The sequence below is a fragment of the Novosphingobium sp. genome (assembly GCF_027486195.1).
In the GTDB taxonomy this organism is placed as follows: domain Bacteria; phylum Pseudomonadota; class Alphaproteobacteria; order Sphingomonadales; family Sphingomonadaceae; genus Novosphingobium.
On record NZ_JAIXPP010000064.1, the window covers coordinates 1 to 25051 of the forward strand.

At 65.1% G+C, this 25051-nt stretch carries 31 protein-coding genes and 2 tRNA genes; 15 read left to right on the forward strand and 18 right to left on the reverse strand.

Annotated elements, in window-relative coordinates; genetic code table 11:
- The 7 genes from Q0071_RS22540 to aroA form a co-directional block, all read right to left on the reverse strand.
- Positions 1-56 (reverse strand): hypothetical protein (locus Q0071_RS22540; RefSeq protein WP_366886461.1); only part of this gene is annotated, 56 nt, incomplete at its 3' end.
- A gap of 12 nt (positions 57-68) precedes the next feature.
- Positions 69-293 (reverse strand): 30S ribosomal protein S18, encoded by a 225-nt coding sequence (gene rpsR / locus Q0071_RS12290; RefSeq protein WP_054121790.1) that lies wholly within the window; start codon positions 291-293, stop codon positions 69-71.
- Between the two features lie 3 nt (positions 294-296).
- Positions 297-659 (reverse strand): 30S ribosomal protein S6, encoded by a 363-nt coding sequence (gene rpsF, locus Q0071_RS12295; protein ID WP_298169536.1) that lies wholly within the window; start codon positions 657-659, stop codon positions 297-299.
- 192 nt (positions 660-851) lie between these two features.
- Entirely contained in the window at positions 852-1256 is a 405-nt protein-coding gene (locus Q0071_RS12300; protein WP_298169539.1) for a PilZ domain-containing protein, read from the reverse strand.
- Positions 1257-1337: 81 nt separating this feature from the next.
- Positions 1338-1820 carry a GNAT family N-acetyltransferase gene (locus Q0071_RS12305; RefSeq protein WP_298169543.1) on the reverse strand — a complete coding sequence of 161 codons (483 nt, stop codon included), beginning with the start codon at positions 1818-1820 and terminating at the stop codon, positions 1338-1340.
- A complete protein-coding gene (locus Q0071_RS12310; protein ID WP_298169546.1) occupies positions 1817-2455 on the reverse strand; it encodes a d(CMP) kinase in 639 nt (212 codons plus the stop codon). The genes Q0071_RS12305 and Q0071_RS12310 overlap by 4 nt, the downstream gene beginning before the upstream one ends.
- Positions 2452-3825 carry a 3-phosphoshikimate 1-carboxyvinyltransferase gene (aroA, locus tag Q0071_RS12315; RefSeq protein ID WP_298169548.1) on the reverse strand — a complete coding sequence of 458 codons (1374 nt, stop codon included), beginning with the start codon at positions 3823-3825 and terminating at the stop codon, positions 2452-2454. The genes Q0071_RS12310 and aroA overlap by 4 nt, the downstream gene beginning before the upstream one ends.
- A gap of 173 nt (positions 3826-3998) precedes the next feature.
- On the opposite strand from aroA, the gene Q0071_RS12320 reads away from it, so the two are divergent.
- The 4 genes from Q0071_RS12320 (at position 3999) to Q0071_RS12335 (ending at position 6497) form a co-directional block, all read left to right on the forward strand.
- Positions 3999-4316: an FYDLN acid domain-containing protein gene (locus Q0071_RS12320; protein WP_298169551.1), complete on the forward strand. Its 318-nt coding sequence runs from the start codon at positions 3999-4001 to the stop codon at positions 4314-4316.
- A 171-nt stretch (positions 4317-4487) separates the two neighbouring features.
- Positions 4488-4563: transfer RNA gene (locus Q0071_RS12325), tRNA-Ala, on the forward strand.
- Positions 4564-4719: 156 nt separating this feature from the next.
- Positions 4720-6042 carry an Hsp70 family protein gene (locus tag Q0071_RS12330; RefSeq protein ID WP_298169554.1) on the forward strand — a complete coding sequence of 441 codons (1323 nt, stop codon included), beginning with the start codon at positions 4720-4722 and terminating at the stop codon, positions 6040-6042.
- A complete protein-coding gene (locus Q0071_RS12335) occupies positions 6039-6497 on the forward strand; it encodes a GreA/GreB family elongation factor (protein ID WP_298169557.1) in 459 nt (152 codons plus the stop codon). Before Q0071_RS12330 ends, Q0071_RS12335 begins: the two co-directional genes overlap by 4 nt.
- Here Q0071_RS12335 and Q0071_RS12340 read toward each other — a convergent pair.
- The gene (locus Q0071_RS12340) at positions 6494-7453 is read right to left on the reverse strand and encodes a 2-oxoglutarate and iron-dependent oxygenase domain-containing protein (protein ID WP_298169560.1); all 960 of its coding nucleotides are present in this window, start codon (positions 7451-7453) and stop codon (positions 6494-6496) included. The two genes, Q0071_RS12335 and Q0071_RS12340, sit on opposite strands and share 4 nt — an antisense overlap.
- Before the next feature lie 62 nt (positions 7454-7515).
- Here Q0071_RS12340 and Q0071_RS12345 point away from each other — a divergent pair, with 62 nt between their 5' ends.
- Positions 7516-7950 carry an EVE domain-containing protein gene (locus Q0071_RS12345; protein ID WP_298169563.1) on the forward strand — a complete coding sequence of 145 codons (435 nt, stop codon included), beginning with the start codon at positions 7516-7518 and terminating at the stop codon, positions 7948-7950.
- A gap of 108 nt (positions 7951-8058) precedes the next feature.
- Positions 8059-8307 carry a hypothetical protein gene (locus Q0071_RS12350; protein ID WP_298169565.1) on the forward strand — a complete coding sequence of 83 codons (249 nt, stop codon included), beginning with the start codon at positions 8059-8061 and terminating at the stop codon, positions 8305-8307.
- Positions 8308-8322: 15 nt separating this feature from the next.
- Here Q0071_RS12350 and Q0071_RS12355 read toward each other — a convergent pair whose 3' ends face one another.
- A complete protein-coding gene (locus Q0071_RS12355) occupies positions 8323-9648 on the reverse strand; it encodes an MFS transporter (RefSeq protein ID WP_298169567.1) in 1326 nt (441 codons plus the stop codon).
- A 140-nt stretch (positions 9649-9788) separates the two neighbouring features.
- On the opposite strand from Q0071_RS12355, the gene pgsA reads away from it, so the two are divergent.
- Positions 9789-10382: a CDP-diacylglycerol--glycerol-3-phosphate 3-phosphatidyltransferase gene (pgsA, locus tag Q0071_RS12360; RefSeq protein WP_298169570.1), complete on the forward strand. Its 594-nt coding sequence runs from the start codon at positions 9789-9791 to the stop codon at positions 10380-10382.
- 6 nt (positions 10383-10388) lie between these two features.
- On the opposite strand, the gene Q0071_RS12365 is transcribed toward pgsA, so the two are convergent.
- Genes Q0071_RS12365 through rnd form a run of 5 tightly spaced genes read right to left on the reverse strand, consistent with a single transcriptional unit; the run spans position 10389 to position 13538 of the window.
- A complete protein-coding gene (locus tag Q0071_RS12365; RefSeq protein WP_298169573.1) occupies positions 10389-10727 on the reverse strand; it encodes an SMR family transporter in 339 nt (112 codons plus the stop codon).
- Positions 10724-11023, reverse strand: coding sequence for a type II toxin-antitoxin system RelE/ParE family toxin (locus Q0071_RS12370; protein WP_298169576.1), 300 nt, complete (start codon positions 11021-11023; stop codon positions 10724-10726). The genes Q0071_RS12365 and Q0071_RS12370 overlap by 4 nt, the downstream gene beginning before the upstream one ends.
- A gap of 2 nt (positions 11024-11025) precedes the next feature.
- The gene (locus tag Q0071_RS12375; protein WP_298169579.1) at positions 11026-11271 is read right to left on the reverse strand and encodes a type II toxin-antitoxin system ParD family antitoxin; all 246 of its coding nucleotides are present in this window, start codon (positions 11269-11271) and stop codon (positions 11026-11028) included.
- A 53-nt stretch (positions 11272-11324) separates the two neighbouring features.
- Positions 11325-12221 (reverse strand): hydrogen peroxide-inducible genes activator, encoded by an 897-nt coding sequence (locus Q0071_RS12380; RefSeq protein ID WP_298169582.1) that lies wholly within the window; start codon positions 12219-12221, stop codon positions 11325-11327.
- A gap of 12 nt (positions 12222-12233) precedes the next feature.
- Positions 12234-13538 (reverse strand): ribonuclease D, encoded by a 1305-nt coding sequence (rnd, locus tag Q0071_RS12385; RefSeq protein ID WP_298169585.1) that lies wholly within the window; start codon positions 13536-13538, stop codon positions 12234-12236.
- Positions 13539-13706: 168 nt separating this feature from the next.
- Between rnd and aspS the strand changes: the two genes are divergently transcribed.
- The 8 genes from aspS to Q0071_RS12425 all read left to right on the forward strand — a co-directional run bounded on the left by aspS (position 13707) and on the right by Q0071_RS12425 (position 20066).
- Positions 13707-15488 (forward strand): aspartate--tRNA ligase, encoded by a 1782-nt coding sequence (gene aspS / locus Q0071_RS12390; RefSeq protein ID WP_298169588.1) that lies wholly within the window; start codon positions 13707-13709, stop codon positions 15486-15488.
- 184 nt (positions 15489-15672) lie between these two features.
- Positions 15673-15909 carry an acyl carrier protein gene (locus Q0071_RS12395; protein ID WP_054121351.1) on the forward strand — a complete coding sequence of 79 codons (237 nt, stop codon included), beginning with the start codon at positions 15673-15675 and terminating at the stop codon, positions 15907-15909.
- A 187-nt stretch (positions 15910-16096) separates the two neighbouring features.
- Positions 16097-17353 carry a beta-ketoacyl-ACP synthase II gene (fabF, locus tag Q0071_RS12400; protein ID WP_298169592.1) on the forward strand — a complete coding sequence of 419 codons (1257 nt, stop codon included), beginning with the start codon at positions 16097-16099 and terminating at the stop codon, positions 17351-17353.
- A 26-nt stretch (positions 17354-17379) separates the two neighbouring features.
- Positions 17380-18366, forward strand: a complete 987-nt coding sequence (gene mltG, locus Q0071_RS12405) for an endolytic transglycosylase MltG (RefSeq protein WP_298169595.1) — start codon at positions 17380-17382, stop codon at positions 18364-18366.
- 6 nt (positions 18367-18372) lie between these two features.
- On the forward strand, positions 18373-18891 hold the full coding sequence (locus tag Q0071_RS12410; protein ID WP_298169598.1) for a 2'-5' RNA ligase family protein: 519 nt from the start codon (positions 18373-18375) through the stop codon (positions 18889-18891).
- A 109-nt stretch (positions 18892-19000) separates the two neighbouring features.
- A tRNA-Met gene (locus tag Q0071_RS12415) sits at positions 19001-19077 on the forward strand.
- 236 nt (positions 19078-19313) lie between these two features.
- Positions 19314-19643 carry a hypothetical protein gene (locus Q0071_RS12420; RefSeq protein ID WP_298169601.1) on the forward strand — a complete coding sequence of 110 codons (330 nt, stop codon included), beginning with the start codon at positions 19314-19316 and terminating at the stop codon, positions 19641-19643.
- A gap of 129 nt (positions 19644-19772) precedes the next feature.
- Complete coding sequence (locus tag Q0071_RS12425) at positions 19773-20066, forward strand: hypothetical protein (RefSeq protein WP_298169603.1); 294 nt, start codon at positions 19773-19775, stop codon at positions 20064-20066.
- A 177-nt stretch (positions 20067-20243) separates the two neighbouring features.
- On the opposite strand, the gene Q0071_RS12430 is transcribed toward Q0071_RS12425, so the two are convergent.
- From Q0071_RS12430 to Q0071_RS12445, 4 genes are read right to left on the reverse strand one after another with little or no spacing between them, the layout of a single operon-like run.
- A complete protein-coding gene (locus Q0071_RS12430; RefSeq protein ID WP_298169606.1) occupies positions 20244-21464 on the reverse strand; it encodes an ABC transporter permease in 1221 nt (406 codons plus the stop codon).
- Positions 21464-22165, reverse strand: coding sequence for an ABC transporter ATP-binding protein (locus Q0071_RS12435; protein WP_298169609.1), 702 nt, complete (start codon positions 22163-22165; stop codon positions 21464-21466). The genes Q0071_RS12430 and Q0071_RS12435 overlap by 1 nt, the downstream gene beginning before the upstream one ends.
- The gene (locus Q0071_RS12440) at positions 22165-23505 is read right to left on the reverse strand and encodes an efflux RND transporter periplasmic adaptor subunit (protein WP_298169612.1); all 1341 of its coding nucleotides are present in this window, start codon (positions 23503-23505) and stop codon (positions 22165-22167) included. The genes Q0071_RS12435 and Q0071_RS12440 overlap by 1 nt, the downstream gene beginning before the upstream one ends.
- Positions 23498-24922 carry an efflux transporter outer membrane subunit gene (locus Q0071_RS12445; RefSeq protein ID WP_298169615.1) on the reverse strand — a complete coding sequence of 475 codons (1425 nt, stop codon included), beginning with the start codon at positions 24920-24922 and terminating at the stop codon, positions 23498-23500. Before Q0071_RS12445 ends, Q0071_RS12440 begins: the two co-directional genes overlap by 8 nt.
- Positions 24923-25051: the final 129 nt, after the last annotated feature.

Here is a 25051-nt window from a genome sequence, read left to right on the forward strand (position 1 = left end):
ACGACGTCGCCGATGGAGCCCAGCTTCTCGATGCGCTCGAGCAGGATGATCTGCATGGTCAGCGCTCCTTACTTGACGATGTAGGGAAGCAGGCCGATGTGCCGGGCGCGCTTGATCGCCTGGCCCAGCTCACGCTGCTTCTTTGCCGAAACGGCGGTGATGCGCGAAGGCACGATCTTGCCACGCTCGGACATGAAGCCCTGAAGCAGGCGCACGTCCTTGTAGTCGATGACAGGGGCGCCCTTGCCCGAGAACGGGCACGACTTGCGGCGACGGAAAAACGGACGAGCCATGGCTTATTCCCCTTCGCGTTCGCGGCGGCGGGTCCGCTCGCGGTCGTTCTTGCGCATCATGACCGAGGGACCGGCTTCATGGGCGTCGACACGCACGGTCATGAAACGGATCACGTCCTCGTTGATCGCGGTCTGGCGCTCAAGCTCGGCAACCACCCCGGCGGGGGCTTCGATGTCGAGCAGCACGAAGTGCGCCTTGCGGTTCTTCTGGATCTTGTAAGCCAGCGAACGGAGGCCCCAGGTCTCGGTCTTGACGACCTTGCCATTGTTGCTCTCGACGATTTCGGTGGCGGTGGCGGCAAGCGCATCAACCTGAGCCTGGCTCAGATCCTGACGCGCGAGGAAGACATGCTCGTAAAGCGGCATGAGGCCTTCTCGTCCTTCATCAATCTAACCGATCGCTGGCTGATCCGCGGTATTGCGGGGCCCCTCCGGCTTTCTTCAGTTTCCGCCCATGGGCAGCGCCCGTTTCGCGGAAGCGCTGGCACTTAGCGGGAATCGGCGAAGATGCAAGGCGAAACTGGGCCTGACGAGCCTGGGTGTGCCGGTATCGGGCTTTCAGGCGGCATGCCGAGCTGGCGGCACTCCCGGTTTGGTTTGCGCTGTCGCATCAGCCTCGGGCCGGCCCAGTTCGAGCCGCTGCAGATGGCCGATCGCGAAATCGGCGACCAGGTTGGCAAACACGTTCTCGTGCAGCGGCAGTTCGAATTCGAGGCCGGATGTCTTGTCCTTCGACCACACCACAAAGGCGAGCTTGGGCGCGAGTTCGGGCAGGAACAGGGTGACGGTATCGCCGATGCGCTGGCGCGGAATGCCTTCGATCCGGGCGCCGTGCGTCGTCATGTCCTTAAGCATGACCGTTGACCGCGTCAGCCCGTGCTTGCAGCGCACGGGAAGCTCGAAACCCACGCGGCGCGTGCGCCGTTGGTTGATGTTTTCCACGCCTTCGAAGTCATCGAACATGGCCTGCTCCTGCCGCTGGCGTTTACCACATGCATTGAGAACGGCAGCGTTCGACCATCCTTCAGGCCCTACGCATTTACGCTAGGGCACGTAGCGCATCGCCACGTCGCAGCGGGCATAGCGCGTGCCGTAGTCCGCCATGATCCCCGCATCGTGGCGGAAGCCCAGCTTTTCGTAGAGGTGGATCGCCGCCTCACAGGTCTTGTTGGTCAAAAGATAGAGCGGATCGGCCCTGAGATCGAGCGCGCGCGCAATGGTCGCGGCCAGAAGGAATGCGCCTGCACCAAGGCCCCGCGCGCTCTCGCGGACCCCCATCTTGGTCAGTTCATATCCGCCGCCGCCAGTCGGCTTGAGCGCGCAGGTGCCAACCACGCCCAGCCCCCGGGCCGTCACGAACAGGATCACCCCGCCCACATCAATGATCTTCTCGCGCGGATTTTCCAGCACCTCGCGGTCAACCGGCTCCAGCTTGAACATGGCCTGGATCCATTCCGCGTTGATATCGTGAAAGTCCTGCGCCAGCTCGTCGGAGAACTCGCGAATGGAAAGCAGCGTGACGGTCATGGCCGCATGCCTTTCGTGACCAGTTGTTGCTCCACCAGCGCGATGGCCGCGGCAATCGCCGCCTCGATCGACAGCGCGGAGGTATCGAGCAGCGCGGCACCTTCGGCCTGGCGCAGCGGCGCGGCGGCGCGGTTGCGGTCGCGCTCGTCGCGCATTGCAAGGTCGGCCTCGATTGCCTCGCGGGTCACGTCCTCGCCGCGCTTGTGCATTTCGGCCCAGCGGCGCAGCGCGCGGGCGGCGACGCTGGCGGTGATGAAGAGCTTGGCCTCCGCCTCGGGTGCGATCACGGTGGCGATATCGCGGCCATCGAGCACCGCACCGCCGGGCTGGCGGGCAAAGGCCTGCTGGCGGGCGAGCAGCGCGGCGCGTACGGCGGGGTGGATCGAAACACGGCTGGCCAGCGCGCCGGTGGCCTCGCTGCGCAGGTCCGGATCATCGAGCAGGGTTTCGGGGAAATCCGCTGCGGCGAGCGCGTGGTCCGGATCGTCCGGGTTCCCGCCGGAGAGGAAGACCTGCCGCCCCACCGCGCGGTAGAGCAGCCCGGTATCGAGATGCGGCAGGCCATAGTGCGCGGCGAGGGCCTTGGCGATGGTCCCCTTGCCCGAAGCGGTCGGGCCGTCGATGGCGATGATCATGTCGTCCCGCCTGCTTGCGCCAGCAGCACCTCGAACGCAGGGAAACTGGTTGCGATGGGGCGGGTGTCGTCGATTTCGACGCCGCCTTTGCTGGCGAGCCCCGCTACCGCCATGGACATGGCGATGCGGTGGTCGAGGTGCGTGGCGACGGGCGCGTTGTTGGTGCCGCGAAGCGGATCGCCGCCGGTGCCCTCGATGATCAGACCGTCCTCGGTCTCGGTCACAGTAGCTCCGGCCTGCTCCAGCGCTGCGCGCATCACGGCGATGCGGTCGCTTTCCTTCACGCGCAGTTCTTCAAGGCCGGTGGTGACGGTGCGCCCGCTGGCGAGCGCGGCGGCGACGAAGAGGACCGGGAACTCGTCCACCATGCTCGGCACCACGGCCGGATCGACGGCGATGCCGGTGAGAGCCGAATGCCGCACACGCAGGTCCGCGACCGGTTCGCCGCCGACATCGCGGCGGTCGAGCTCCTCGATCTGGCCGCCCATGGCGCGCAGCACATCGAACAGCGCGGCGCGGGTGGGATTGAGCCCGACGTTCTCGACCACGAGGTCCGAGCCCGGCACCAGCAGCGCGGCAACGACGAAAAAGGCAGCGGACGAGGGGTCGCCCGGCACTTCGATGGTCTGCGGCCTGAGCTCCGCCTCACCGACTAGGTGGATGGTGCGTGTGCCGTCCGGGGCGACTTCGACGGTCAGCTCCGCGCCAAAGCCCCTCAGCATGCGCTCGGAATGGTCGCGGGTGGGCACTGGCTCGATCACCGTGGTGATCCCGGGCGTGTTGAGCCCCGCCAGCAGCACCGCGCTCTTCACCTGGGCCGAGGCGACCGGGAGGCGGTAGCTGATCGGCACCGCCGGCGAGATGCCGCGCAAGGTAAGTGGCAAGCGGCCACCCCCATGGCCACTGGGTGCAGCAGTGAAATCGGCGCCCATCTGCGAAAGCGGATCGATCACCCGGCCCATCGGGCGCTTGGAAAGGCTGGCATCGCCGATAAACGTCGCGGTGATCGCATGGCTGGCGACAAGGCCCATGAGCAGGCGTGTCGAGGTGCCCGAATTGCCCATGTCGAGCGCCTGCTTCGGCTGCAGCAACCCGCCGACGCCCACGCCGTCGATCACCCATTCCGGACCGCTGGCCCCGGTTTCGAGCCGGTCAATCGTTGCCCCCATCGCGCGCATTGCGGCGGCGGTAGCCATCACGTCCTCGCCCTCCAGCAGCCCGGTCACCCGCGTGCGCCCGACCGCCAGCGCACCGAGCATGATCGAACGGTGGCTGATCGACTTGTCGCCGGGGACGCGGATCCGCCCGGTCAGCGGCCCGGCGGCGAAGAAGCGGCGGGGGCGCGGGGCGGACGTTTCGGCTGAATGCACGGGGAGCGGTTCTTTCCGGGTTCAGGTGCGTGTTGAAGCGGGCGCGCTTTTGACAGCGCCCCGCGCCTATGGCAAGGCGCGCGCCGCGCTTGATTCCCGGACTGCCTGTCCCCATCAAGCAATGCCATTGAGCCGTCCGCATCTGCCGCGGGCGCCAGATTTAAGGAATTCGCATGGTCAAGCCTGAATGGGGCGCAAAGCATGGCTGCCCGAAGTGCGGCACCCGCTTCTATGACTTGGGCAAGGACGACCCGGTTACCTGCGTGGAATGCAAGTATACCTGGACGCCCGAGCCGGTGCTCAAGTCCAAGCAGCCGATCCCCTACGAGGAGATCCAGAAGGAGAAGGTCGATGTCGTGCCTGACGTCGATCTGGCCGACGAGGATCTCGACATCGATGAAGACTCCGATTCGCCGGACAACGATGTCGATCTGGGCGGCGACGACGATCTGGGCGTTCCCGGCCACGATGGCGAGGACGAGGAAGTCTGAGTTCTTTTTTGCCGGAGCGTGCGCGGCCCAATGGTCCGGCGCTCCGGCAATGATTTCCTGCTGGCGCAAAAAAGCTGTTGCCAGCGAACGGGGCCTCGCATAAAGGCGCGGTCCTCCGGCGCGACGCTGCCGGTGCAGGGTGCCTCCAGCGGCACCTCTGTCAGGAATTGTGGGGCCTTAGCTCAGCTGGGAGAGCGCCTGCATGGCATGCAGGAGGTCAGCGGTTCGATCCCGCTAGGCTCCACCAATTCCTTTGCCCTGTCCTAACATCCTCGATGGTCATAGCGGCTTGCTGATGCCGTGATTGCAGGCAGGCCATGCCTGGCGCACTCGTCAGGACCACGCTCCCGCGGCGCTTCTCGTCTCTTTCGGCCAGCGCCGGTCAGCCAAAGGTTCTGGTTCCATGTCCGTCCACGTTCCCCCGGCACCTGCCATCGGCATCGACTTCGGCACCACCAATTCGGTCGTCGCGCGCAGCGCGGGCGATGGCGCGGTCCGCCTTGCCGAATTTGCCGCGCCGGATGGGGCGAGCTCGGTGTTCCGCTCGGCGCTGTGCTTCTGGCAGGACGATGCCCTGCGCGGCGGGCTTGGGCATGAGGCCGGACCATGGGCCATCGCCGAGTTTCTTGCCGATCCGCAAGGCTCGCGGTTTCTCCAATCGTTCAAGTCGGTTGCCGCCAGCGCCACATTCGAACATGCCCCGGTCTTCACCAAGCGGCTGGCGTTCGAGGACCTCGGCCGCACCTTTCTCGATCATCTGATCGCCCATGCCGGCGAGGCCTTGCACGATCTGCCCGAGCGGATCGTGGTGGGCCGGCCGGTGCGCTATGTCGGAGCGCGGCCCGATCCGGCGCTTGCCCGTGCGCGCTATGCGGGGATGTTCGCCCGGTTCGGCAGCGAGGTTCACTATGTCTATGAGCCGCTTGGCGCGGCTTATGGTTTCGCGTCGCGGCTCAGCGATCCGGCGACGCTGCTGGTGGCAGATTTCGGCGGCGGCACGAGCGATTTCTCGATCGTCCGCGTAGAGGCGCCCGATGCCCCGCGGCGCTGCATCCCGCTCGCCTCGGCCGGTGTGGGCATTGCGGGGGATCGGTTCGACTTCCGGATCATGGACCAGCTCGTCCTGCCGCTGCTAGGCAAGGGCGGCACTTATCGCTCGTTTGACAAAGTGCTCGAAATCCCGCCCGGCCACTTCGCCGATTTCAGCGACTGGTCGCGCCTTGCGTTGATGCGCAACCGGCGCACGCTCGCCCAGCTTGGCAAGTTGCAACACGCGGCGACCGATCCCGCCGCCATCGGCCGGATGATCGCAGTGGTCGAGAACGAGCTCGGCTACGGGCTCTACGAAGCGGTCGGCGCAGTGAAGCGCGACTTGTCGAGCCGGACCGAGGCGGTGTTCGCCTTCGAGGGGGAGGGCCTTTCCGTCAGTGCCGAAGTCCGCCGCGCGGATTTCGAACGCTGGATCGCGCCCGATCTGGCCGAACTCGAAGCCGGAGTGGACCGGGTGCTGGCGCGGGCAGGGTTGGAACCGGGGCAGATCGACCATGTGTTCCTCACCGGCGGCTCCTCGCTCATCCCGGCGGTTCGCCAGATCTTCGAACGGCGCTTTGGCGAGATGCGCATTGCCAGCGGCGATGAATTGACGTCCATTGCCCACGGCTTGGCGTTGATCGGCAGCGCGCCCGATCTTGCCGAGTGGACGGTGGACGAAGTGGAGGAAGCATGAGCGTCGCATTCCGCCGCGAAGGCGATGACGAACATCTCGAACCCAAGTTCGAGTTGCCGATCCCTGCGGGGCCAAACCTCGTCACCGAGCGCGGGGTTGCGATGATCGCGGCGCGCGTCGAGGCGCTGGAGGCGGAGCTGGCAGGCCTGTCCGACGAGACCGAGATCAAGCGCGTGAAGCGGGACTTGCGCTATTGGCGCACCCGTCAGGCCACCGCGCAAGTCATGCCGCCGCCGGTGGGCGCGGCGGTCGCATTTGGCTCGACCGTGACGTTCCGGCTCAATGGCAAGGAACGGACCGTGACGCTCGTCGGCGATGATGAGGCGGACCCTGCGGCGGGGCTGCTCTCCTTCACCGCACCGCTCAGCCGCGCGCTGCTGAGCGCCGAGGCGGGCGATGAGCTCGATTTCGGCGGGAAGGACAGCGCGATCACGGTGATCGACGTGAAGGCTTAGGCCTTCAGCCCGATTTCACGCAGTCTTTCGTGCAGATACTCGTCCGCGAGAATCGGAACGGGATAGCGGTCCGGGTTTTCGGCGCTGACGCAGCCGGGCAGGGTGCGGATCGCGAAATCGCTGCGCAAGTGCAGGAAAAACGGCATCGAATAGCGGCTGTGCGCGGCGCGCGCCCCATCGGGGTTGCGCACGCGGTGCGTGGTCGAGGGTAGGACGTGGTTGGTCAGGCGCTGCAGCATGTCGCCGATATTGACCACCAGTGCGCCGGGTGGGGGTGAGGCGGGAATCCAGCGGCCCTCGCGGGTCAGCAGCTCCAGACCCGCTTCCTCGGCACCCAGCAGCAGTGTGATGAGGTTGATGTCCTCGTGCGCGCCCGCCCTGATCGCGCCGCCAAGGTCATTGGCCTTATCGCCCGGGATTGGCGGATAGTGCAGCAAACGCAGGATCGAATTGCCGCCTGCAATGGCCGGATCGAACCAGTCCGGGGCAAGCCCCAGCCAGACCGCGATGTGCGAGAGAATGCGCGCGCCGATCCGGTCGAACTCGGCGTAGAGGGCGGTGAACGTCTCGCGGAAACCGTCCGGAGCATCGGGCCAGACATTGGCGGGCATCGTCGCGGCGAGAGGATCACCGGCCGGCAGTTCGCGGCCGACGTGCCAGAATTCCTTGAGATCGTGCACCGCCGCGCCCTTGGCGATTTCAGTGCCGAACGGGGTGTAGCCGCGCTGCCCGCCGCCGCCCGTGATGTGCCAGCGCCGCTTGGCGGCCTCGCCTTGTGCGAAGAACGCTGCGGTCAGTTCCCACCCGCGCGCTACCAGTGCTGGATCGAGCCCATGGTCAGAGACCATCGCGAATCCGAAGCGCTGGAAGCTGCTGCCGAGATCCTTGGCCAGATCCTCGTCCAGATTGCCCGAAGGGGCGGCCAGCGACAGCACGGGAAGGGTGTCAAGGTTCATGGCTTGCGTGCGTTCCATCAGCGATTATGAGCCTCCCCATATCCCGATCCCGGAAGGCATGCATGAGCAAAATCAAGGCGACCGAACAGGCTTGGCTGATGAAGTCGGAACCCGACGTCTACGGTTGGGATGACCTGATTGCTGAGGGCGAGGGCACCTGGGACGGCGTGCGCAATCACCTCGCCGCGCGCAACCTGCGCACCATGAAGGTGGGCGATCTGGCGTTCTTCTACCACTCGAACATCGGCAAGGAGATCGTTGGAATCGCGCAGATCAGCGTTGCTGGCCTTACCGATCCGACCGACCCTGAAGGCAAATGGGCAGCGGTGAAGGTGAAGCCGGTCGTGAAGCTGAAGGCGCCGGTTACGCTGGCCGCGATCAAGGCCAATCCTGCGCTGGCCGACATGGAACTGCTGCGGCTCTCGCGCTTGTCCGTCTCTGCGGTGCGCGCGTCCGAATGGGATATCGTGCTGGAGATGGCGGGCGGCACGATCTGATCGGTCGCCCGCGCCCGCTGTGCCGGATCGGAACAGTCCCGCTTTGATTGTGCGCGGGGGCGATTCGCATCCTCCCCGTATGGTGAATAAAGCGTTACCATCGACGCTATGCTCAGACGGCGCGCCCCCAATCCCGAACTTGCCGGCCACCCCTTTCGCCGCACGCTGCCCGCGCATGTGCTGCGCCCGCTCCCGATGTTCGAGCCTGAGGTGGAAGCGGCGATGAAGGCACTGCAGCTGCCCGAGGGCGTGCGTTCGCCGCCGGTCGATCCCAAACGGATCACGCGGCAGGATGTGATGGACTTTCTGCTGGCCTACTGCGCCTGCTTCCTGGCGGTTTCGGTCTTCATCTTCTGAAAGCGGATACCCCGCTCAGAACGTGTGCTCGATCTCGCCCTCATGGGCCAGTTCTGCCTTGTGGAGCACACGGGCGAGCCACGCAGCGACAAGGCACATGGCAGCGCCCAGCAGCAACTGATCTGCCAGCGCCACGCCCCCGGCGCTCAGCCCGACCGCGATGAGCGATCCAACGACCATCGCGCCGGCATTGACGATGTTGTTCGCCGCGATTGTCCGCGCGGTTTCAGCCTTGTCGACCACCGTGGTCAGGAACGCGTAGAGCGGGACCACGAACATGCCGCCCGAAATGGCGATGCCCAGCAAGGTCAGCAGCAGCGGCACCGCCAGCGGCTCCATCACGAATTGCGGCACGCTGAGCAGCGCCGTGCCGGCCGCGTGGGGCCAAGTCTTGCACACCACGTGGAAGGCCACGATGAACAGGCCCATCACGATCACCGACACAGGACCGAAGCGCGCCGAAACGGTGCCCTTGAGCAGATGGTTGATCGAGACCGAGCCGATCGCGACGCCGATCGAGAAGACCACGAGGAACAGGCTGGCCACTTCCTTGCTCGCCGAAAGCACGTTCTTGGCAAGCGGCGGAAACTGGATGAACAGCACCGCGCCGATCGTCCAGAAGAAGCTGATCGCTGCGATGGCGAGGAACACGCGCGGGTGGCGCGTGGTCATGCGCACAAGCGTGATCGAGGAGCGGATCACGTTGAAGTCGAGCGGGACGGGCTCCATCTGCGGCGGTGCGGAGGGCACGAACTGCGCGGTGAAGAACCCGATGGCAGCGGTCACGATGCAGATGACCGCGGCCCATTCGACCGGGATCCAGCCTGCGAAGATCGTACCCGCAAGGATGGAGATATAGGTGCCGGCTTCGACAAGGCCGGTGCCGGCCAGCACTTCATCGGGATGCAGGTGCTGCGGCAGGATTGCGTACTTGATCGGGCCGAAAAAGGTGGAATGCACGCCCATCGCAAGCAGCGCGGTAAGCATCAGCGGGATCGCCATGATCTGCACGGCCATGCCACGCCAGGCCATGAACAGACCTGCCGCGCCCACCAGCATGATCGCGATTTCCGCCGCCTTCACGATGCGGATGATCCGCGCCTTGTCACGCATGTCGGCAAGCTGGCCGGAAAGTGCGGAAAGCAGGAAGAAGGGAAGGATGAACACGGCCGAGGCGATGGCCGAGAAGCGCGCTTCGGCTGCCTCCGAGTGGTATACGGTGTACACCACATAGAGGATCATCGCGTTCTTGTAGAGGTTGTCATTGAACGCGCCGAGCAACTGCGTGGCAAAAAGCGGCAGGAAGCGGCGTTTCCGGATGAGCAGCGCGGTTGTCGTCATTCGGGCGTTGTCATTCGGGTTTTGCCAGCCTTCGCGTGTTGGGTTCATCCCATAGCGCCCTCCACGGGGCGGGCAAGGGGGCACGTTGGGACCAACTTGCGGTTTCTTCGCGGCGTCTTCATGCCTATGGTGGGTCTACGATGCTGACCCTTCCCAATCTGCTAACGCTGTCCCGCATTGTCACCGTGCCGTTGCTGGCAGGCCTGCTATGGTGGCCTGAATGGCGGGCGGGCTATGCGATCGGCTTCGCCGTCTATGCCCTGATGGGGGTGACGGACTATTTCGACGGCTACCTGGCCCGCGCGCAGGGCACGGTTTCCAAGCTCGGGATTTTCCTCGATCCGATTGCGGACAAGATCATGGTGGCGGCGGTGATCCTCGTGCTCACCGCGCAAGGCGTGCTGACCGGGCCCTATGTGGGTGATCTCCATGTGATCGCCGGGCTTATCATCCTGATCCGCGAGATTGCCGTTTCGGGCCTGCGCGAGTTTCTTGGGGGCATTCAGGTCTCGGTGCCCGTCTCCAAGCTCGCCAAGTGGAAGACGACCTTCCAGTTCATTGCACTCGGCGCGCTGATCCTGGGGCAGGGCGCGCCGGATTGGACGGTGATGTTGGCAGGGATCGACGCCAACGTGCCGCACACGGTGGGGCTCATCACGCTGTGGGCCGCAGCCGCGCTGACAGTGATTACCGGCTGGGATTATCTGCGGGTCGGCCTCAAGCACATGGACTGAGAGCCTTCAGCCCGCACCGGTTTTCGAGAACAGGTTCAGCACCAGCACCCCGGCCATGATCAGGCCGATCCCCGCCAGCGCCGGCATATCGAGCCGCTGACCGTGGACCACCCACGCCAGCGCGGCGATCAGCACGATGCCTACGCCCGACCAGATCGCATAGGCGACGCCTGTCGGAATGCGCTCCAGCGTGAGCGAGAGGAAAAACAGCGCAATCGCATATCCGGCCATGCTCACCGCCAGCGGCAGAAGCTTGGTGAAACCCGCCGATTGCTTGAGCGCGGTTGTGGCGATCACTTCGGCGACAATCGCTATGGCGAGAGAGAGATAGGGCGGGAGGTTCATGGGGCCAGGAACCTCGCTTCATAATCGGTGGCACCGTGGAGGATGCGCGCGACGGTCACGCGGTTCGGATAGACCCGATAGAAGATTAGGTAGCTGCCGTGCGTCATCTTGCGGACACCGGCGCCTGCAAGTCGCTCCACAAGCGGGAACCTTGCGGGCTGCTCAGACAGGGACAGGCACCGCCCGATCAACTCCTCGACAAAGGTTGCAGCCCGGGCTGGATTTTCTGCGGCAATGAAGTCGCTTATGTCTGTGAGATCGGACTGCGCACGCGGCGCAATGATCACCGGTAACATGGTCACATCATTGACCGGTACTTGTCTTTCAGCCGCTTGAGTACATCCTCTGCCGGCGCGCCGAGACCTGCGTCAGCCTCTCGCACGCCTTCCATGATCGCAGCATCAAACGCAGCCAGCCGCGCCTCGCGATCCTGAATCAGCCGCACACCTTCGCGCAGGACTTCGCTCTTCGAGTTGTAGCGACCGTTCGCGACGAGCGAGGACACGAATTCCTCAAGCTTGGTTCCGAGATCGGCGCTGATCATGAATGCCTCGCAGATGAAGGGACGGCTGATAATATCTCGCTTATCAACTATTATCAACCGGCGGCCAGTTCGCTCGCCAGCAGGCGGAATTCCTCGGCGCGGGGGGAGTTCTTGCGCCACACCAGCGCGATTTCGCGGCTGGCATGTTCGGATTCGAGCGGGCGGGCGACGATCTGGGTGCCCTGCAGGATGCCCGCCTTCACCGCCATTTCCGGCAGCATGGTAAGGCCGAGGCCATTGTCGACCATCTGCACCAGCGTGTGCAGGCTGGTGCCGATCACGCTCGCGCTGGCGCGCAGTTCGGGGCGGTTGCAGGCGGCGAGGACGTGGTCCTTGAGACAGTGGCCGTCTTCCAGCAGCAGCAGACGCGCCTCGTCGATCAGCGCGGGCGCGATGCTCAGCGGGGGATCGCGCGGGTCGTCCTTGGGGAAGGCGACGAGCAAGCGGTCGTGAAACAAGTGCGCCGCCTCGACCTCGCCCGTTGCGAAGGGGAGGGCGAGCAGCACGCAGTCCGCGCGGCCGTGATGCAGCGATTCGACCGCCGCCGCGCTTGGTTCCTCGCGCAGGAACAGCTTGAGCGAAGGCCGTTCACGGCGCAGGCGCGGGAGGATGCGCGGCAGCAGGAACGGCGCGATGGTGGGGATCACGCTCATCCTCAATTCGCCCGAAAGCGGCGCGCCGTGCGCCTGGACGAGCGCCGAGAGTTCCTCGCCTTCACGCAGCAGGCGGTGGGCCTTGGCCACAACCTGATCGCCCAGCGCGGTGAAGCGGACTACGCGCCGCGTGCGCTCAACGAGTGTCACGCCAAGCAGCGTTTCCAGTTCGCGCAGGCCTGCCGAAAGCGTCGATTGCGAGACAAAGCAGGCCTCCGCCGCGCGCCCGAAGTGGCCGTGTTCGTGGAGCGCGACGAGATATTGCAACTGCTTGAGCGTGGGGAGGTAGGTGGTCATGCCGCTCGGCTCTCAGTCAGCCTCGGGCTCGGGGGCCTGAACGTCGTCCCAATTGCGCCCGTCGCCCCCCAATTCGTCGCCCTCGGTCGCCAGCAGGATGGTGTCATCATCCGCCGCCGGCTCGACCTCGTCATCATTGCCGCCGCCGATGGCATCGATATGTGCCATCTTGAGCTTGCCCTTCACCACAGCGAAGGCGAGCTTGCCTTCGACCAGTTCCAGCGCATCGCGCCCGAACTGCTCGAAGCGCCAGCCTTCGAGGATCGGCAGCCCCTTGCGTTGACCGGCGGCTAGGGCCTCCAGATCATCGCTGCGGGCCAGCAATCTGGCTGCGATATCAATCTCGCGACTGCGGATCTTGAGCAGCAGCTTGAGCAGATCGGCCACCAGCGCGCCTTCCTTGCCCAGCGGCGCGCCGCGGGGCGCACGCGGGGGCAGTTCGGCATCGCTCATCGGCGTTGCATCCGCGATCGCCTGCATCAGGCGGCGGCCGATGTCGTTGTCCTTCCACCCGGCGGAAAGCCCGCGCACTTTGGCGAGTTCGTGCTGCTCGCGCGGTGGGTGGCTGGCGATATCGGCCAGAGTCTCGTCGCGCATGATTCGCCCGCGCGGGATGTTCTTGTCCATCGCCTCGGTTTCGCGCCAGGCGGCGATGGCCTTGAGCCGCCCCAGCACCGCCGGGTTGCGACTGGGGGCGCGGATCTTCTGCCAAACCACTTGAGGATCGGAGCGGTAGTTCTCGGGATCGGCGAGCTTTTCCATCTCGGCATCGAGCCATTCGCCGCGCCCGGTCTTGATCAGCCGCTTGAGCATGCGCGGGAAAATCTTGGAAAGATGCGTCACGTCGCCGATGGCATATTCGATCTGCCGTTCGGTCAGCGGCCGGCGCGACCAATCGGTGAAGCGCGCGCCCTTGTCGACCGTGAAGCCCAGCCAGCTTTCGACGAGGTTCGAATAGCCGATCTGTTCGGACTGGCTGATCGCCATCATCGCGATCTGGGTATCGAAGATGGGGTGCGGGGTCTTGCCCGAAAGGTTGTAGATGATCTCCACATCCTGCCCGCCGGCGTGAAACACCTTCAGCACGTCCTCGTTGTCGACCAGCAGCTCAAGCAGCGGGGCAAGATCGAGGCCGGGCGCCAGTGGATCGATCGCGGCGGCTTCCTTGTCGTCGGCGATCTGCACCAGGCACAGTTCCGGCCAATAGGTGTTCTCGCGCATGAACTCGGTATCGACCGTGATGAAATCGGCCTTGGAGAGACGCTCGCACAGATCGGCAAGGGCCGGAGTCGTCGTGATCAGCGGGTGTATCTTCATCGTGCTTTTCTTATTGCGCACCGGGCCAGGCCCTCATGCCTGACCGGTGCTGGTGGTGACCCCGTCCGGGGCCTGCGGCTTGACAAATCCGCAGCCATCGCCTCTTGGCCGCTGGCCATCAGTGCCCGAATGCTGGCCGGTTTGCCAGCCAAATTGGAACCTCGCCTCATGCATCCTTACCGTTCCCACACCTGCGGCGCGCTCGCGAAGATGGATGTCGGGCAGAACGTGCGCCTTTCGGGCTGGGTGCACCGCAAGCGCGACCACGGCGGCGTGCTGTTCGTGGACCTGCGCGACCACTACGGCATCACCCAGATCGTGGCGGACAGCGACAGTGCGGCGCTTGCCGTGCTCGAAAGCCTGCGCGTCGAAAGCGTCGTGACGATTGAGGGCGAGGTCAAGGCTCGCAGCGCCGGCACCGTGAACGCCGCGCTGGCGACGGGTGAGATCGAAGTCTATGCCCGCGCCGCCACGGTGCTTTCGGCGGCGGAAGAGCTGCCGATGCCTGTGGCCGGGGAGCAGGAGTATCCCGAGGATATCCGCCTGCGCTACCGCTTCCTCGATCTGCGACGCGAGACGCTGCATGCCAACATCATGACGCGCACCAAGGTGATCCGCGACATGCGTGCCCGCATGGAAACCGCCGGCTTCACCGAATTCTCGACGCCGATCCTCACCGCCTCCAGCCCTGAAGGCGCGCGCGACTTCCTCGTGCCCAGCCGCATCCATGCCGGCAAGTTCTATGCGCTGCCGCAGGCGCCGCAGCAGTACAAGCAGCTGCTGATGGTGGCGGGCTTCGACCGCTATTTCCAGATCGCCCCCTGCTTCCGCGACGAGGATCCGCGTGCCGACCGTCTGCCGGGCGAATTCTACCAGCTCGATCTCGAGATGAGCTTCGTCACCCAGGAAGAAGTGTGGGAGACGATGGAGCCGGTGATCGGCGGCGTGTTCGAGACGTTCGCGAACGGCAAGCCTGTCACGCCTTCGGGCAGCTTCCCGCGCATCGCTTATGATGATGCCATGCTGAAGTACGGCTCGGACAAGCCGGACTTGCGCAACCCGCTGATCATCACTGATGTCGCCAGCCACTTCACCACCTCGGGCTTCGGCCTGTTCGAGAAGATCGTGGCAGGCGGCGGCACTGTGCGCGCGATTCCCGCGCCGGGCACCGCGGACAAGAGCCGCAAGTTCTTCGACGACATGAACGAGTGGGCACGCAGCGAAGGCCACGCCGGGCTTGGCTACGTCACGCGCAAGGGCGGCGAATTCGGCGGCCCGATTGCCAAGAACCACGGTGCCGAGGGCATGGAAGCGCTCTATGCGGCGCTCGGCCTTGGCCCGGACGACGGCTTGTTCTTTGCCGCCGGCAAGCCCGAGCAGGCCGCCAAGCTGGCCGGTGCCGCACGCACGCGCGTCGCCGAGCAGCTCGGCCTTATCGACAAGGACCGCTTCGAGCTGTGCTGGATCGTCGATTTCCCGTTCTATGAATGGGACGAGGACGCCAAGAAGGTCGAGTTTGCGCACAACCCGTTCTCGATGCCGCAGGGCGGCATGGCCGCGCTGGAAGGCCAGGACCCGCTGACGATCAAGGCTTTCCAGTACGACCTCGTCTGCAACGGCTATGAAATCGCCTCGGGCTCGATCCGCAACCAGTCGCCCGAACTGATGGTCAAGGCGTTCGAGCTCGTCGGCCTGTCCAAGGCAGACGTCGAGGAGCGCTTCGGCGGGCTCTATCGCGCCTTCCAGTATGGCGCGCCGCCGCACGGCGGCATGGCGGCGGGCGTGGACCGCATTGTCATGCTGGTCTGCGGCGCGCAGAACCTGCGCGAGATTACGCTGTTCCCGATGAACCAGCGTGCCGAGGACTTGCTGATGGGGGCGCCTTCGCCGGCGATCAACACGCAGCTGCGCGAATTGCATCTGCGAACGGTGGAACCCTCGAAGGGGTGAGCGGATTAGGCGGGGTGGGCGCGCAAACCGCCGGTCAGGCCGCCCGTCTCGCCGCTTCTTTCACCGCTCGTCACGCCTCTCGCACAATTCGTCCACACCGCACCACTTGCCAGCCCGCAATCCGGACATTAGGGCGATGGCCAGATTTGAGTATACCAACCCAGTTCCTTGAAGGGGCAAAAGAATGAGCGATACTGCCGACCGCGTGAAGAAGATCGTTGTCGAGCACCTCGGGGTAGAGGCCGACAAGGTCACCGAAGACGCGAGCTTCATCGACGATCTCGGTGCCGACAGCCTCGATATCGTCGAGCTGGTCATGGCGTTCGAAGAAGAGTTTGGTGTCGAGATCCCCGATGACGCGGCCGAGAAGATCGCCACCGTGTCGGACGCGATCAAGTACATCGACGACAACAAGGGCTGATCCTTTCGGATTGCCAATCCGTCCGCACCTTTCCGTCTTGCCCCGCCTGCGGAGCGTGACGGGAGCGGCGGTCGTCCCCCGGCGCTGAACCGCCGGGGCTTCGACAGGCTCGGTCCCGTGAGGGGTCTGGGCCTGTTGTGCTTCAAGGTTCGTTCGCCGGTTGCGGGCGGACGTTTCGGAGACTGAAATGCGCCGTGTCGTCATCACCGGACTTGGCCTCGTCACCCCCTTGGGGGCCGATGTCGAAACCGTTTGGGCCAATCTCATTGCGGGCAAATCGGGTGCGGGGCGGATCACGCGCTTCGATACCACAGGCCAGAAGTGCCTGATCGCCTGCGAAGTGAAGCCGGCTGATCATCCTTATGGCTTCGACCCGAACAAGCGCGTCGATTTCAAGGTGCAGCGTCAGGTCGATCCGTTCATCGTCTACGGCATCGATGCTGCGGGCCAGGCGCTCGAGGATGCCGGCCTCACCGACATGGACGATGACCTCAAGATGCGCACCGGCTGCTCGATCGGTTCGGGCATCGGCGGCCTGCCGGGCATCGAGAGCGAATCGATCGTCCTGCATGAAAAGGGCCCGGGCCGCGTGAGCCCGCACTTCGTGCATGGCCGCCTGATCAACCTCATCTCGGGCCAGGTCTCGATCAAGTATGGCCTGATGGGCCCCAACCATGCCGTCGTCACCGCCTGCTCGACAGGCGCGCACTCGATCGGCGATGCCGCCCGCATGATCCGCGACGATGACGCTGACATCATGCTCGCGGGCGGTTCGGAAAGCACGATCAACCCGCTCGGCGTCGCTGGCTTTGCCCAGGCACGCGCGCTCAACTGCAGCTTCAACGACCGTCCCGAACAGGCGAGCCGTCCCTATGACAAGGGCCGCGACGGATTTGTGATGGGCGAGGGCGCCGGTGTCGTCGTGCTCGAGGAATACGAGCACGCCAAGGCGCGCGGCGCGAAGATCTATGCCGAAGTCGTCGGCTATGGCCTCTCGGGCGATGCCTACCACGTCACCGCGCCGCACCCCGAAGGCAAGGGCGCCGAACTCGCCATGCGCATGGCCTTGCGCAAGGCCGGGATGGAGCCGGGCGACATCGATTACGTCAACGCCCATGGCACTTCGACCATGGCCGACACGATCGAACTGGCAGCAGTCAAGCGGGTGCTGGGGCCGGATCTGTCTGGCGCTTCGATGAGCAGCACCAAGTCGGCCATCGGCCACCTGCTCGGCGGCGCTGGCGCGGTCGAGGCGATCTTCTGTGTGCTGGCGATCCGCGATCAGATCGTGCCGCCCACGCTCAATCTGGATGACCCGGATGAAGGCACCGAAGGCGTCGATCTCGTGCCCAAGGTCGCGAAGAAGCGTGTCGTGCGCGCTGCGCTCAACAACTCGTTCGGCTTTGGCGGCACCAACGCCAGCGTGATCGTGAAGGCGATCTGAGCCGGAAACGGGGGAGGCGGCGTTCGATGCCAAAGGCAGCAGCAGGCCGCCTCAGGATCATCGCGCTGGCCGTGCTGCTGGTGGTGGGCGCCTTTGGCGTCCATTTCCTCTACGGCTGGTATGGCAGCGGCCCGCTGGTCAAGGACGCGACCTTCTCCGTGCCAGAGGGAGCGACGCTCGCCGGCGTGGCGGAGAAGCTGGAAGCGGAAGGCATCGTCGCTTCGGCTGATACCTTCCGTCTCCGCGCGCGCCTGCTGGGCGGTAGCGAGCCGCTCAAGGCGGGCGAGTATGCCATTCCGGCGCATGCCAGCGGCTCGGCCGTTCTGGCGATTCTCCAGGGTGTGGGCGGCGAAGTGCGCCGCATGGTCACCATTCCCGAAGGCATGCCCTCGATCATGGTGGAGGAACGCCTCGCCAAGGTCACCCTGCTGACAGGGCCGGTGCCGACGCTTGCGGAAGGCTCGGTCCTGCCTGATACCTACGCTTTTCAGCGCGGGGAGAGCCGCACGGCGGTGGTGACCCGGATGCAGCAGGCGATGGCCCGCACGCTGGCCAAGCTCTGGGCAGACCGCGCGCCCGATACTGTCGCGCGCAGCCCTGAAGAAGCGGTTGTTCTGGCCTCGATCGTCGAGAAGGAGACCGGCAAGCCTTCGGAACGGCGCATGGTCGCCGGGCTTTACTCCAACCGGATCCGGCAGGGGATGATGCTCCAGGCCGATCCCACGATCATCTATCCGATCACGCGCGGCAAGCCGCTGGGGCGGCGCATCCGCCAGTCGGAAATTCAGGCAGTCAATTCCTACAACACCTACACGATGATCGGCCTGCCCAAAGCGCCGATCACCAATCCGGGCAAGGCTTCGATCGAAGCGGTGCTGCATCCGGCCAAGACCAACGCGCTGTTCATGGTCGCCGATGGCAAGGGCGGGCACGTCTTTGCCGCCACCCTGCAAGAGCACAACGCCAACGTCGCCCGCTGGTTCGCGATTCGCCGCGCGCGCGGGGAGCTCTAGGCGGCCGTGCAGGCCCCGCTGGTGGTGACGGCCGAGCTGCCGGTCGCGCTCCAGTCCCGCGCCGATGCCCTGCGCCGCGCGCACTATCCGGCGGACCGCAACCTGGTGCCGGCGCACGTAACCCTGCTGCGCGCATTGCCGCCCTTCGTGGAGGACGAAGCGCGGCGCCTGCTGGCCGCGTTCGCCGCCGAGCTGCCACCGCCGCCCGCGCAGATGACCGGCCTGATGGATCTCGGCACCGGCACCGCGCTTGCGATCGAAAGCCGCTCGCTGCTCGATGTCCGGGCAATGATCGCCGAGCATTTCCACGGCATGCTCACGCTGCAGGACGATGGCGTGCCGCGTCTCCACCTCACCATCCAAAACAAGGTGCTGCGGGCAGAGGCAAAGGCCCTGCAGGCCGCGCTAGCCCCCGCAGTGCAGCCGGAGCGATTTGCCTTCGCCGGGATTGCGCTGCACCGCTACCTCGGCGGACCGTGGGAGCCGGCGGGCCGCTGGCCCTTCCGTGGGCGCGTCCGGCGTTAAGCCATGTGCCGCAAGGCCGATTCCCCTGTTGACCCCGCAGGCAGCCTTGCCTAATAGGCCCGCCTGCCTTGCCGCCGGATGTGTCCGCCGCTTGGCCGGAACCCTTCGGGGCGGAGTAGCTCAGCCGGTTAGAGCAGCGGAATCATAATCCGCGTGTCGGGGGTTCGAGTCCCTCCTCCGCTACCAACCATATACGGTCATTTGGTTCCACTTGGCGCCGTAGGCGTCCAGATCATGAGCAAGAATTCCCGGGACCCTGGCAGATCTGGACTTGTTGCCCATCCACAACGGGCCGGAGATATCCGCACGCAGCGAGGAGTCTGTAGGGGTATTCTGGGGGTGCTTTCGGGTGCTCACGGCCTTGTGAGATACCTCCAGGCCAGAAGCCCGAGGATTTGCGCAGTTATCGCGCTAAATCAGATGTGTGGTTCGTGCTCGCCATGCCGGCCTTGCGGCGCGGGCTCATTTGCAGATTGAGTCCGAGCGTCGCCATCACGCTGTGGAGCGTGTCGAGCTTCTTCGCCGCTGCTTTTCTTGATCGCCAAGTTCGTTTCTTGCTGCCTTTCGATCAAGCCGGCAAGCTGCTGCGAGGTCATGCGCGCACTTTGCGCGACTTCGCCGAGTTGGTTGGGCGGTCTGACTATCTGGCTGATGGGTGTTTCGCCCAACCAGCCGATACCCTGGAGCGGATGAACCGATTTTATACCCTGGGGGGTATTGGAGGGTGCATATTCGCTGCAGGAATGAAGTGAGGTGATAGATATTGCCCTGATGAGCTAGTCAGGTGTCGACTAACTCAGGGCCTTGGCATTGCTGGGTTACAACGGCCTCTCTTGCCAAAGAAAGTGGACATCGGTCCTTGCGGCTTCCATCGACCGTGATTGGATCCGGGGTGTCTCGGCGACTGCATCGCAGTCTTCGTCGGCGGCGGTGCAAGTCCCGCGCAATGGGTGGCCGTCGGGCAGGCGTGCCAGCGCTTTGCGCTGCAGGCGACGGCGCTCGGGTTGAAACAGGCGTTCATCAAACAGCCGGTCGAAGTAGCCAGTCTCCGTCCCGAACTGGCGGCGCTGGTTGGCCTGCCGGGCAGGCGCACCGATATCGTGATGCGCTTTGGCTATGGTCCCGAATTGCCATGGTCACCGCGCCGACCAATCGCAGCCGTTATCGCGACGTGATGGGATGACTCCGGGCTCCCAGCTTCGAGCCATAACGCTGCTTCATACTGCCATCTGGGCGTTCTTGGTGGCCATGATTGGCGCGATCTGGGTGTTTGCAGCAAACGCCTCAATTGCGGTGATCGGGGATTTGCCGACGACAGCCTGAAAACGAACAGGTTTGTAGCCGTTGTCCCGTCATTCGTAGCGAAGGGCGTCGATCGGATTGAGCCCGGCGGCACGGCGCGCCGGAAAATAACCGAAGACCATGCCGATCGCCGCCGCGATCAGGAACGCGATGACGTTGATGCGCGGCACGAACAACCACGGCACCTGCATCAGTGGGGCAATGATCAGTACCATCACCTGGGCGAAGACGATGCCGATCACACCGCCAAGGCATGACAATACGATCGCCTCGACCAGAAACTGGGTCAGGACTTCATTCGCCACCGCGCCGATGGCCAGCCTGACGCCGATTTCGCGGGTGCGTTCAGTCACCGACACCAGCATGATGTTCATGATGCCGATGCCGCCGACCACCAGGCTGATCGCCGCGACGGACGTGACGATGCCGGTCAGCAAGGTGGTCGTTGCGGTCAGCGTCGCGCTGATCTGCGCGGTATCGAAGATGTTGAAATCGTCCTGCTTGTCGCCGGTAATCTGGCGCCGCTGGCGCAGCAATCCCGTGATCGCGGTTTGCACCGTGGGGCTGTCGTAAGCCTCGTCCACTCCGACCAGCATCACCCGGATGTCGAGATTTCCGGTCAGCCGGCGCTGAACAGTCTTGATCGGCATGATCACGGTATCGTCCTGGTCTCCGCCGAAACCGGCCTGTCCGCGGGTGGAAAGCAGGCCAATGACCAGGCAGGAAATCCCGTTCAGGCGGATCCTCTGGCCGAGCGGCGCGTCTGGCGCCCCGCCATTTGTGAAGAGGTTTTTGCGCACGGTATTGCCTATGATGCAGACGGCCTTGCCTGCCAGCTCCTCGTCGGGTTCGAAGCTGCGCCCTGCGATCAGGGGCCAGGGCTGGATCAGGAAGAAGTCTGCGGTGGTGCCATTGACCGAGGTGGTCCAGTTGGACCCTTCGTAGACAGCGGTGACGGCACTGCTCGCCTGCGGCGCAACGGCGGTGATCCCGGCAATCTGATCGCGGATCGCGGCAACGTCCTGCGCGTCGAAATCGGCGGGTTGCGGCCCGCCGCCGCCCCGTCCGAACCCCTGTCCCGGGCGAACGAGGAGGATGTTGTTGCCCAGGCTCGCGATCTGCTGCTGCACGGCCAGCGTGGTTGCCTCGCCCAGGGTTACCATGGTGATCACGGCGGCCACGCCGATGATGATGCCCAGCGTGGTCAGGAACGAACGCATCAGGTGCCTGCGGATCGAGCGGATGGCGAGAATGAAGGTCGTGAACAGCATCAGGCAAGCACCGGCTGGTTGGTATCCACGTGATCGACCAGCCCGTCCTTGAAATGAATGATCCGCTGCGCAAAACTTGCCATGTCGGGCTCATGCGTCACCATCACCACGGTTATGCCGCTGGTCTGGTTGAGGTCTGTGAGCAGGCGCATGATTTCGATCGAGCGTTCGCTGTCGAGATTGCCGGTCGGCTCGTCAGCCAGCAGGAGTTCGGGATTGGTGACAAGCGCGCGGGCGATCGCCACGCGCTGCTGCTGCCCGCCAGAGAGCTCTGCCGGGGTGTGCCCTGCCCAATCGGCCAGCCCGACTTTGGTCAGCGCGGCCAGCGAAAGCGTCTGCCGCACTTCGCGCCCGTCACCCCGATAGATCAGCGGCAATTCGACATTCTCCAGCGCCGACGTACGCGCGAGCAGATTGTAGCCCTGAAATACAAAGCCGAGATAGCGCCGCCTGAGCAGCGCGCGCTGATCGCGATCGAGTGTGCCGACATCTCGGCCCTTGAACAGGTATTGCCCACTGCTGGGCACATCGAGGCACCCCAGAATGTTCATCATCGTCGATTTGCCTGAACCCGAGGGCCCCATGATGGCGACAAAATCACCGGCCGCGATCTCGAGGTCCACGCCCCTCAACGCCTGAAATTGTGCGTCGCCCATGCCGAAGGTCTTGGTCACATGGCTGAGCTGGATCAGGGGTGCCATCAGCCAGCGCCGCTCGCCAATTGCCCGGTGATGACCTGCATGCCGGGCCGCAGTGCACCGCCGATCACTTCGGTCGAGGTGCCATCGCTGGCGCCGGTCTGGATGTCGACGGCTTTGGGCACGCCCTTGTCGAGCACATAGACGGTCTGCCGCGCACCGCGGCCCTTTTGCGCGGTCTTGTCAGCTTGGCCGCCGCGGATCCCGCGCATGGTCAACGTGCTGGTGATGCCACTTCTGCCGGTCGCGCCTGCGGCGGCTGGCGTATAGCGCAAGGCGGCATTGGGAACGAGCAGCACGCCCAGCCGTGCCTTGGTTATGATCGTGGCCGTTGCGGTCATGCCGGGGCGCAGCCGCAAAGTGGCGTTGCCCACCGTGAGGTTCGCATTGTACGAGACGACCTGCGAATTGGTCGTCGCTGCCGCGGCCGAGGCCGAGGTGGCGGTCAGGTTCGAGCCGAGATCGACGCGCGAGACGGTGGCCGGAAAGCGTTCGCCAGGGAAGGCATCGACGGTGAATGTCGCCTGCTGCCCCTCAGCCACTTCGCCGACATCGGCTTCATCGACGGCAACCGGCAGTTTCATCTGGGCCAGATCCTGCGCGATCACGAACAGCGTGGGCGTGTTGAAGGACGCGGCCACCGTCTGCCCCGGTTCGATCTGCCGGGTCAGCACCACGCCCTTTACCGGCGAACGGATCACGGTCTTGGTCAGGTTGGTGGTGGCCGAAGACACCACGGCGCGTGCTGCCCCTACATTTGCGACCGCAGATTCCAGCGTGGCCTTGGCGCGGCTGTATTCGGCGCGTGCGGTGGCCAGATCGGTATCCGATGGCACTTTGCCGCCCGACAGGCGGAACACCATCTCCAGCCGCGACAACTGCGCCCGGACCTGCGCCAAGGTGGCCTGCGCCAGCGCGACGGCGCCCTGGCTGGCGCGCAACTGCGCGGCGCTCTGGTTCACCGTATCGGCAAACCTAGAGGGATCGATCAGCGCCAGCTGCTGGCCGGCAACGACCGGGTTGTTGACATCGACCATGACTTTGGTGACCAGACCGGACAGTTCCGAGCCGACAAGGATCTGGTTTACCGGCGCCAATCGCCCGGTAGCCGATACCGTGACTTGCAGCGCCCCGCGATGGATTGGCTGGCTCACGTACTGGTTGGCCGGTACAGCGGTGTAGTAGCGTGCCAGCAGCGCGATTACGACGACCGCGATCAGCCCCAGGACCAGCCATTTGGCCTGGCGCCGCCACCAGGGCACCGGCTTGACGCCCAGAAAGGCATCGGTTGTTTCCGCTTCGGTCGCAGGCACGGCCGCATCGGGTTTGGTGGGTTCAGCCATTGTCAGTCCTGTCCGGGATGGCGTCTCGGTTGGTCCAGCCACCGCCGAGCGCCGCATAGAGCTGCACCAGCGCCGCCGCCCGGTCGTGGCGCGCTTGCGCCACCCCGTTGCGCGAGGTGATCAGCAGGTTCTCGGTGATCAGCAGCGCGGCATAATCGATCAGCCCGCTGCGATATTGCTGCCGCGCCAGCGCGGCCGAGGATGTCGCGGAAGTTTCTGCTAGGTCGAACTCGACTTGGCGCCGGTTCGCCGCCTGCAGCGCGACCACGGCATTCTCGATATCTTCGAGCGCGACCAGCACCGACAGCTTGTAGCGGGCGAAGGCACCGTCGGTTGCCGCGCGCTGCGAGCGCACCTGGCTGCGCAGCCGCCCGCCGTCGAAGATAGTCTGGGCGATCCCGCCAAAGGCTTGGCCGGTGATGAGATCGAACGGGCTGGACAGCGTGGCCGAACCGGTGCCGATGCTTCCGCCGAGGACAAGCGCGGGATAGAGCGCAGCCTCTGCCACGCCGATGCGCGCCGTGGCGGCAGCCAGCGCCCGTTCGGCGGAGCGTACGTCGGGCCGCTGCCTGAGTACATCGGCAGGGATTCCCACGGCGAGACCGGCGGGGCCGATGGGGATCTGCTGCGGCTGTGCCAGTTCGGCGCGCAAGGCCCCGGGACCCTCGCCGAGCAGCACACCCAGCGCGCCGATCGTCTGGCTGAGGGTGCTTTCAATTTGCGGAATTGTTGCCGTCGTCTGGGCCAGCTGGGTCCGCGCCAGATCGACATCGAACTGGCTGATCAGCCCCGCCTGCCGACGCCAATCGGCGATCTGCAGATTGTCGGTCTGGTTGGTCCGGGCTTTCTGCGCATTGGCGAGATTGGCCTGCAGCAGGCGGACTTGCAGATAAGTGCTGGCGATGGTCGACTGCACGGTCAGCGCCACCGCGGCATAGTCGAACCGGCTTGCCTCGTTATCGGCGCGCGCCGCTTCGATCGCGCGCGACCGGCCGCCAAACAGATCGACCTGATAGGCCGCGTCGGCGGCGCTCGAAAGGCTGTCGCCCGAAAGGCTGGCCCCCGCGGGCGCGGCAATCGCCTGTGTGCGGGTATAACCGCCCGATGCGGAAATCGTCGGCACGGCCGCACTGTGCACCTGCGTCAAAGCCTCGCGCACCTGGCGCAGCCGCGCGAGGGCCTGCGCGATATCGAGGTTGGTGGCCAGACCGGCTTCTTCCAGCCGGGTCAGGTCCGGGTCGCCGAACTGGTTCCACCAGCGAGCTGTGGCGCTTTGCGCTGAAGGGTCATGCGGCACCGAATAAGTGGGCGGAACCGCAAGCACCGCCAGCGCAGGGGGATGGTAGTTTGGCCCTACCACACAAGCGGACAGTGCCAGAACGCCGGGCGTGACCATCAGCCGGAGCCCCAGCCTCATGCCGGCCCGCGCATGACAGCGGCTGTGAGCGAAACACTGCGCATGATGTCTTCCCATTGGAATGAGCGTGCAGCGGCATCGCCTTGGGCTGCCAGGAGTCGGCGCGATCACGCTGCCGAAGCAATGGGG

Excerpts from the sequence above, each read along its gene's own strand:
- rpsR (WP_054121790.1), bottom strand. The coding sequence starts at position 293 with ATGGCTCGTCCGTTTTTCCGTCGCCGCAAGTCGTGCCCGTTCTCGGGC.
- rpsF (WP_298169536.1), bottom strand. The coding sequence starts at position 659 with ATGCCGCTTTACGAGCATGTCTTCCTCGCGCGTCAGGATCTGAGCCAG.
- Q0071_RS12300 (WP_298169539.1), bottom strand. The coding sequence starts at position 1,256 with ATGTTCGATGACTTCGAAGGCGTGGAAAACATCAACCAACGGCGCACG.
- Q0071_RS12305 (WP_298169543.1), bottom strand. The coding sequence starts at position 1,820 with ATGACCGTCACGCTGCTTTCCATTCGCGAGTTCTCCGACGAGCTGGCG.
- Q0071_RS12310 (WP_298169546.1), bottom strand. The coding sequence starts at position 2,455 with ATGATCATCGCCATCGACGGCCCGACCGCTTCGGGCAAGGGGACCATC.
- Q0071_RS12320 (WP_298169551.1), top strand. The coding sequence starts at position 3,999 with ATGGTCAAGCCTGAATGGGGCGCAAAGCATGGCTGCCCGAAGTGCGGC.
- Q0071_RS12330 (WP_298169554.1), top strand. The coding sequence starts at position 4,720 with ATGTCCGTCCACGTTCCCCCGGCACCTGCCATCGGCATCGACTTCGGC.
- Q0071_RS12335 (WP_298169557.1), top strand. The coding sequence starts at position 6,039 with ATGAGCGTCGCATTCCGCCGCGAAGGCGATGACGAACATCTCGAACCC.
- Q0071_RS12340 (WP_298169560.1), bottom strand. The coding sequence starts at position 7,453 with ATGAACCTTGACACCCTTCCCGTGCTGTCGCTGGCCGCCCCTTCGGGC.
- Q0071_RS12345 (WP_298169563.1), top strand. The coding sequence starts at position 7,516 with ATGAGCAAAATCAAGGCGACCGAACAGGCTTGGCTGATGAAGTCGGAA.
- Q0071_RS12350 (WP_298169565.1), top strand. The coding sequence starts at position 8,059 with ATGCTCAGACGGCGCGCCCCCAATCCCGAACTTGCCGGCCACCCCTTT.
- Q0071_RS12355 (WP_298169567.1), bottom strand. The coding sequence starts at position 9,648 with ATGACGACAACCGCGCTGCTCATCCGGAAACGCCGCTTCCTGCCGCTT.
- pgsA (WP_298169570.1), top strand. The coding sequence starts at position 9,789 with ATGCTGACCCTTCCCAATCTGCTAACGCTGTCCCGCATTGTCACCGTG.
- Q0071_RS12365 (WP_298169573.1), bottom strand. The coding sequence starts at position 10,727 with ATGAACCTCCCGCCCTATCTCTCTCTCGCCATAGCGATTGTCGCCGAA.
- Q0071_RS12370 (WP_298169576.1), bottom strand. The coding sequence starts at position 11,023 with ATGTTACCGGTGATCATTGCGCCGCGTGCGCAGTCCGATCTCACAGAC.
- Q0071_RS12375 (WP_298169579.1), bottom strand. The coding sequence starts at position 11,271 with ATGATCAGCGCCGATCTCGGAACCAAGCTTGAGGAATTCGTGTCCTCG.
- Q0071_RS12380 (WP_298169582.1), bottom strand. The coding sequence starts at position 12,221 with ATGACCACCTACCTCCCCACGCTCAAGCAGTTGCAATATCTCGTCGCG.
- rnd (WP_298169585.1), bottom strand. The coding sequence starts at position 13,538 with ATGAAGATACACCCGCTGATCACGACGACTCCGGCCCTTGCCGATCTG.
- aspS (WP_298169588.1), top strand. The coding sequence starts at position 13,707 with ATGCATCCTTACCGTTCCCACACCTGCGGCGCGCTCGCGAAGATGGAT.
- Q0071_RS12395 (WP_054121351.1), top strand. The coding sequence starts at position 15,673 with ATGAGCGATACTGCCGACCGCGTGAAGAAGATCGTTGTCGAGCACCTC.
- fabF (WP_298169592.1), top strand. The coding sequence starts at position 16,097 with ATGCGCCGTGTCGTCATCACCGGACTTGGCCTCGTCACCCCCTTGGGG.
- mltG (WP_298169595.1), top strand. The coding sequence starts at position 17,380 with ATGCCAAAGGCAGCAGCAGGCCGCCTCAGGATCATCGCGCTGGCCGTG.
- Q0071_RS12430 (WP_298169606.1), bottom strand. The coding sequence starts at position 21,464 with ATGCTGTTCACGACCTTCATTCTCGCCATCCGCTCGATCCGCAGGCAC.
- Q0071_RS12435 (WP_298169609.1), bottom strand. The coding sequence starts at position 22,165 with ATGGCACCCCTGATCCAGCTCAGCCATGTGACCAAGACCTTCGGCATG.
- Q0071_RS12440 (WP_298169612.1), bottom strand. The coding sequence starts at position 23,505 with ATGGCTGAACCCACCAAACCCGATGCGGCCGTGCCTGCGACCGAAGCG.
- Q0071_RS12445 (WP_298169615.1), bottom strand. The coding sequence starts at position 24,922 with ATGAGGCTGGGGCTCCGGCTGATGGTCACGCCCGGCGTTCTGGCACTG.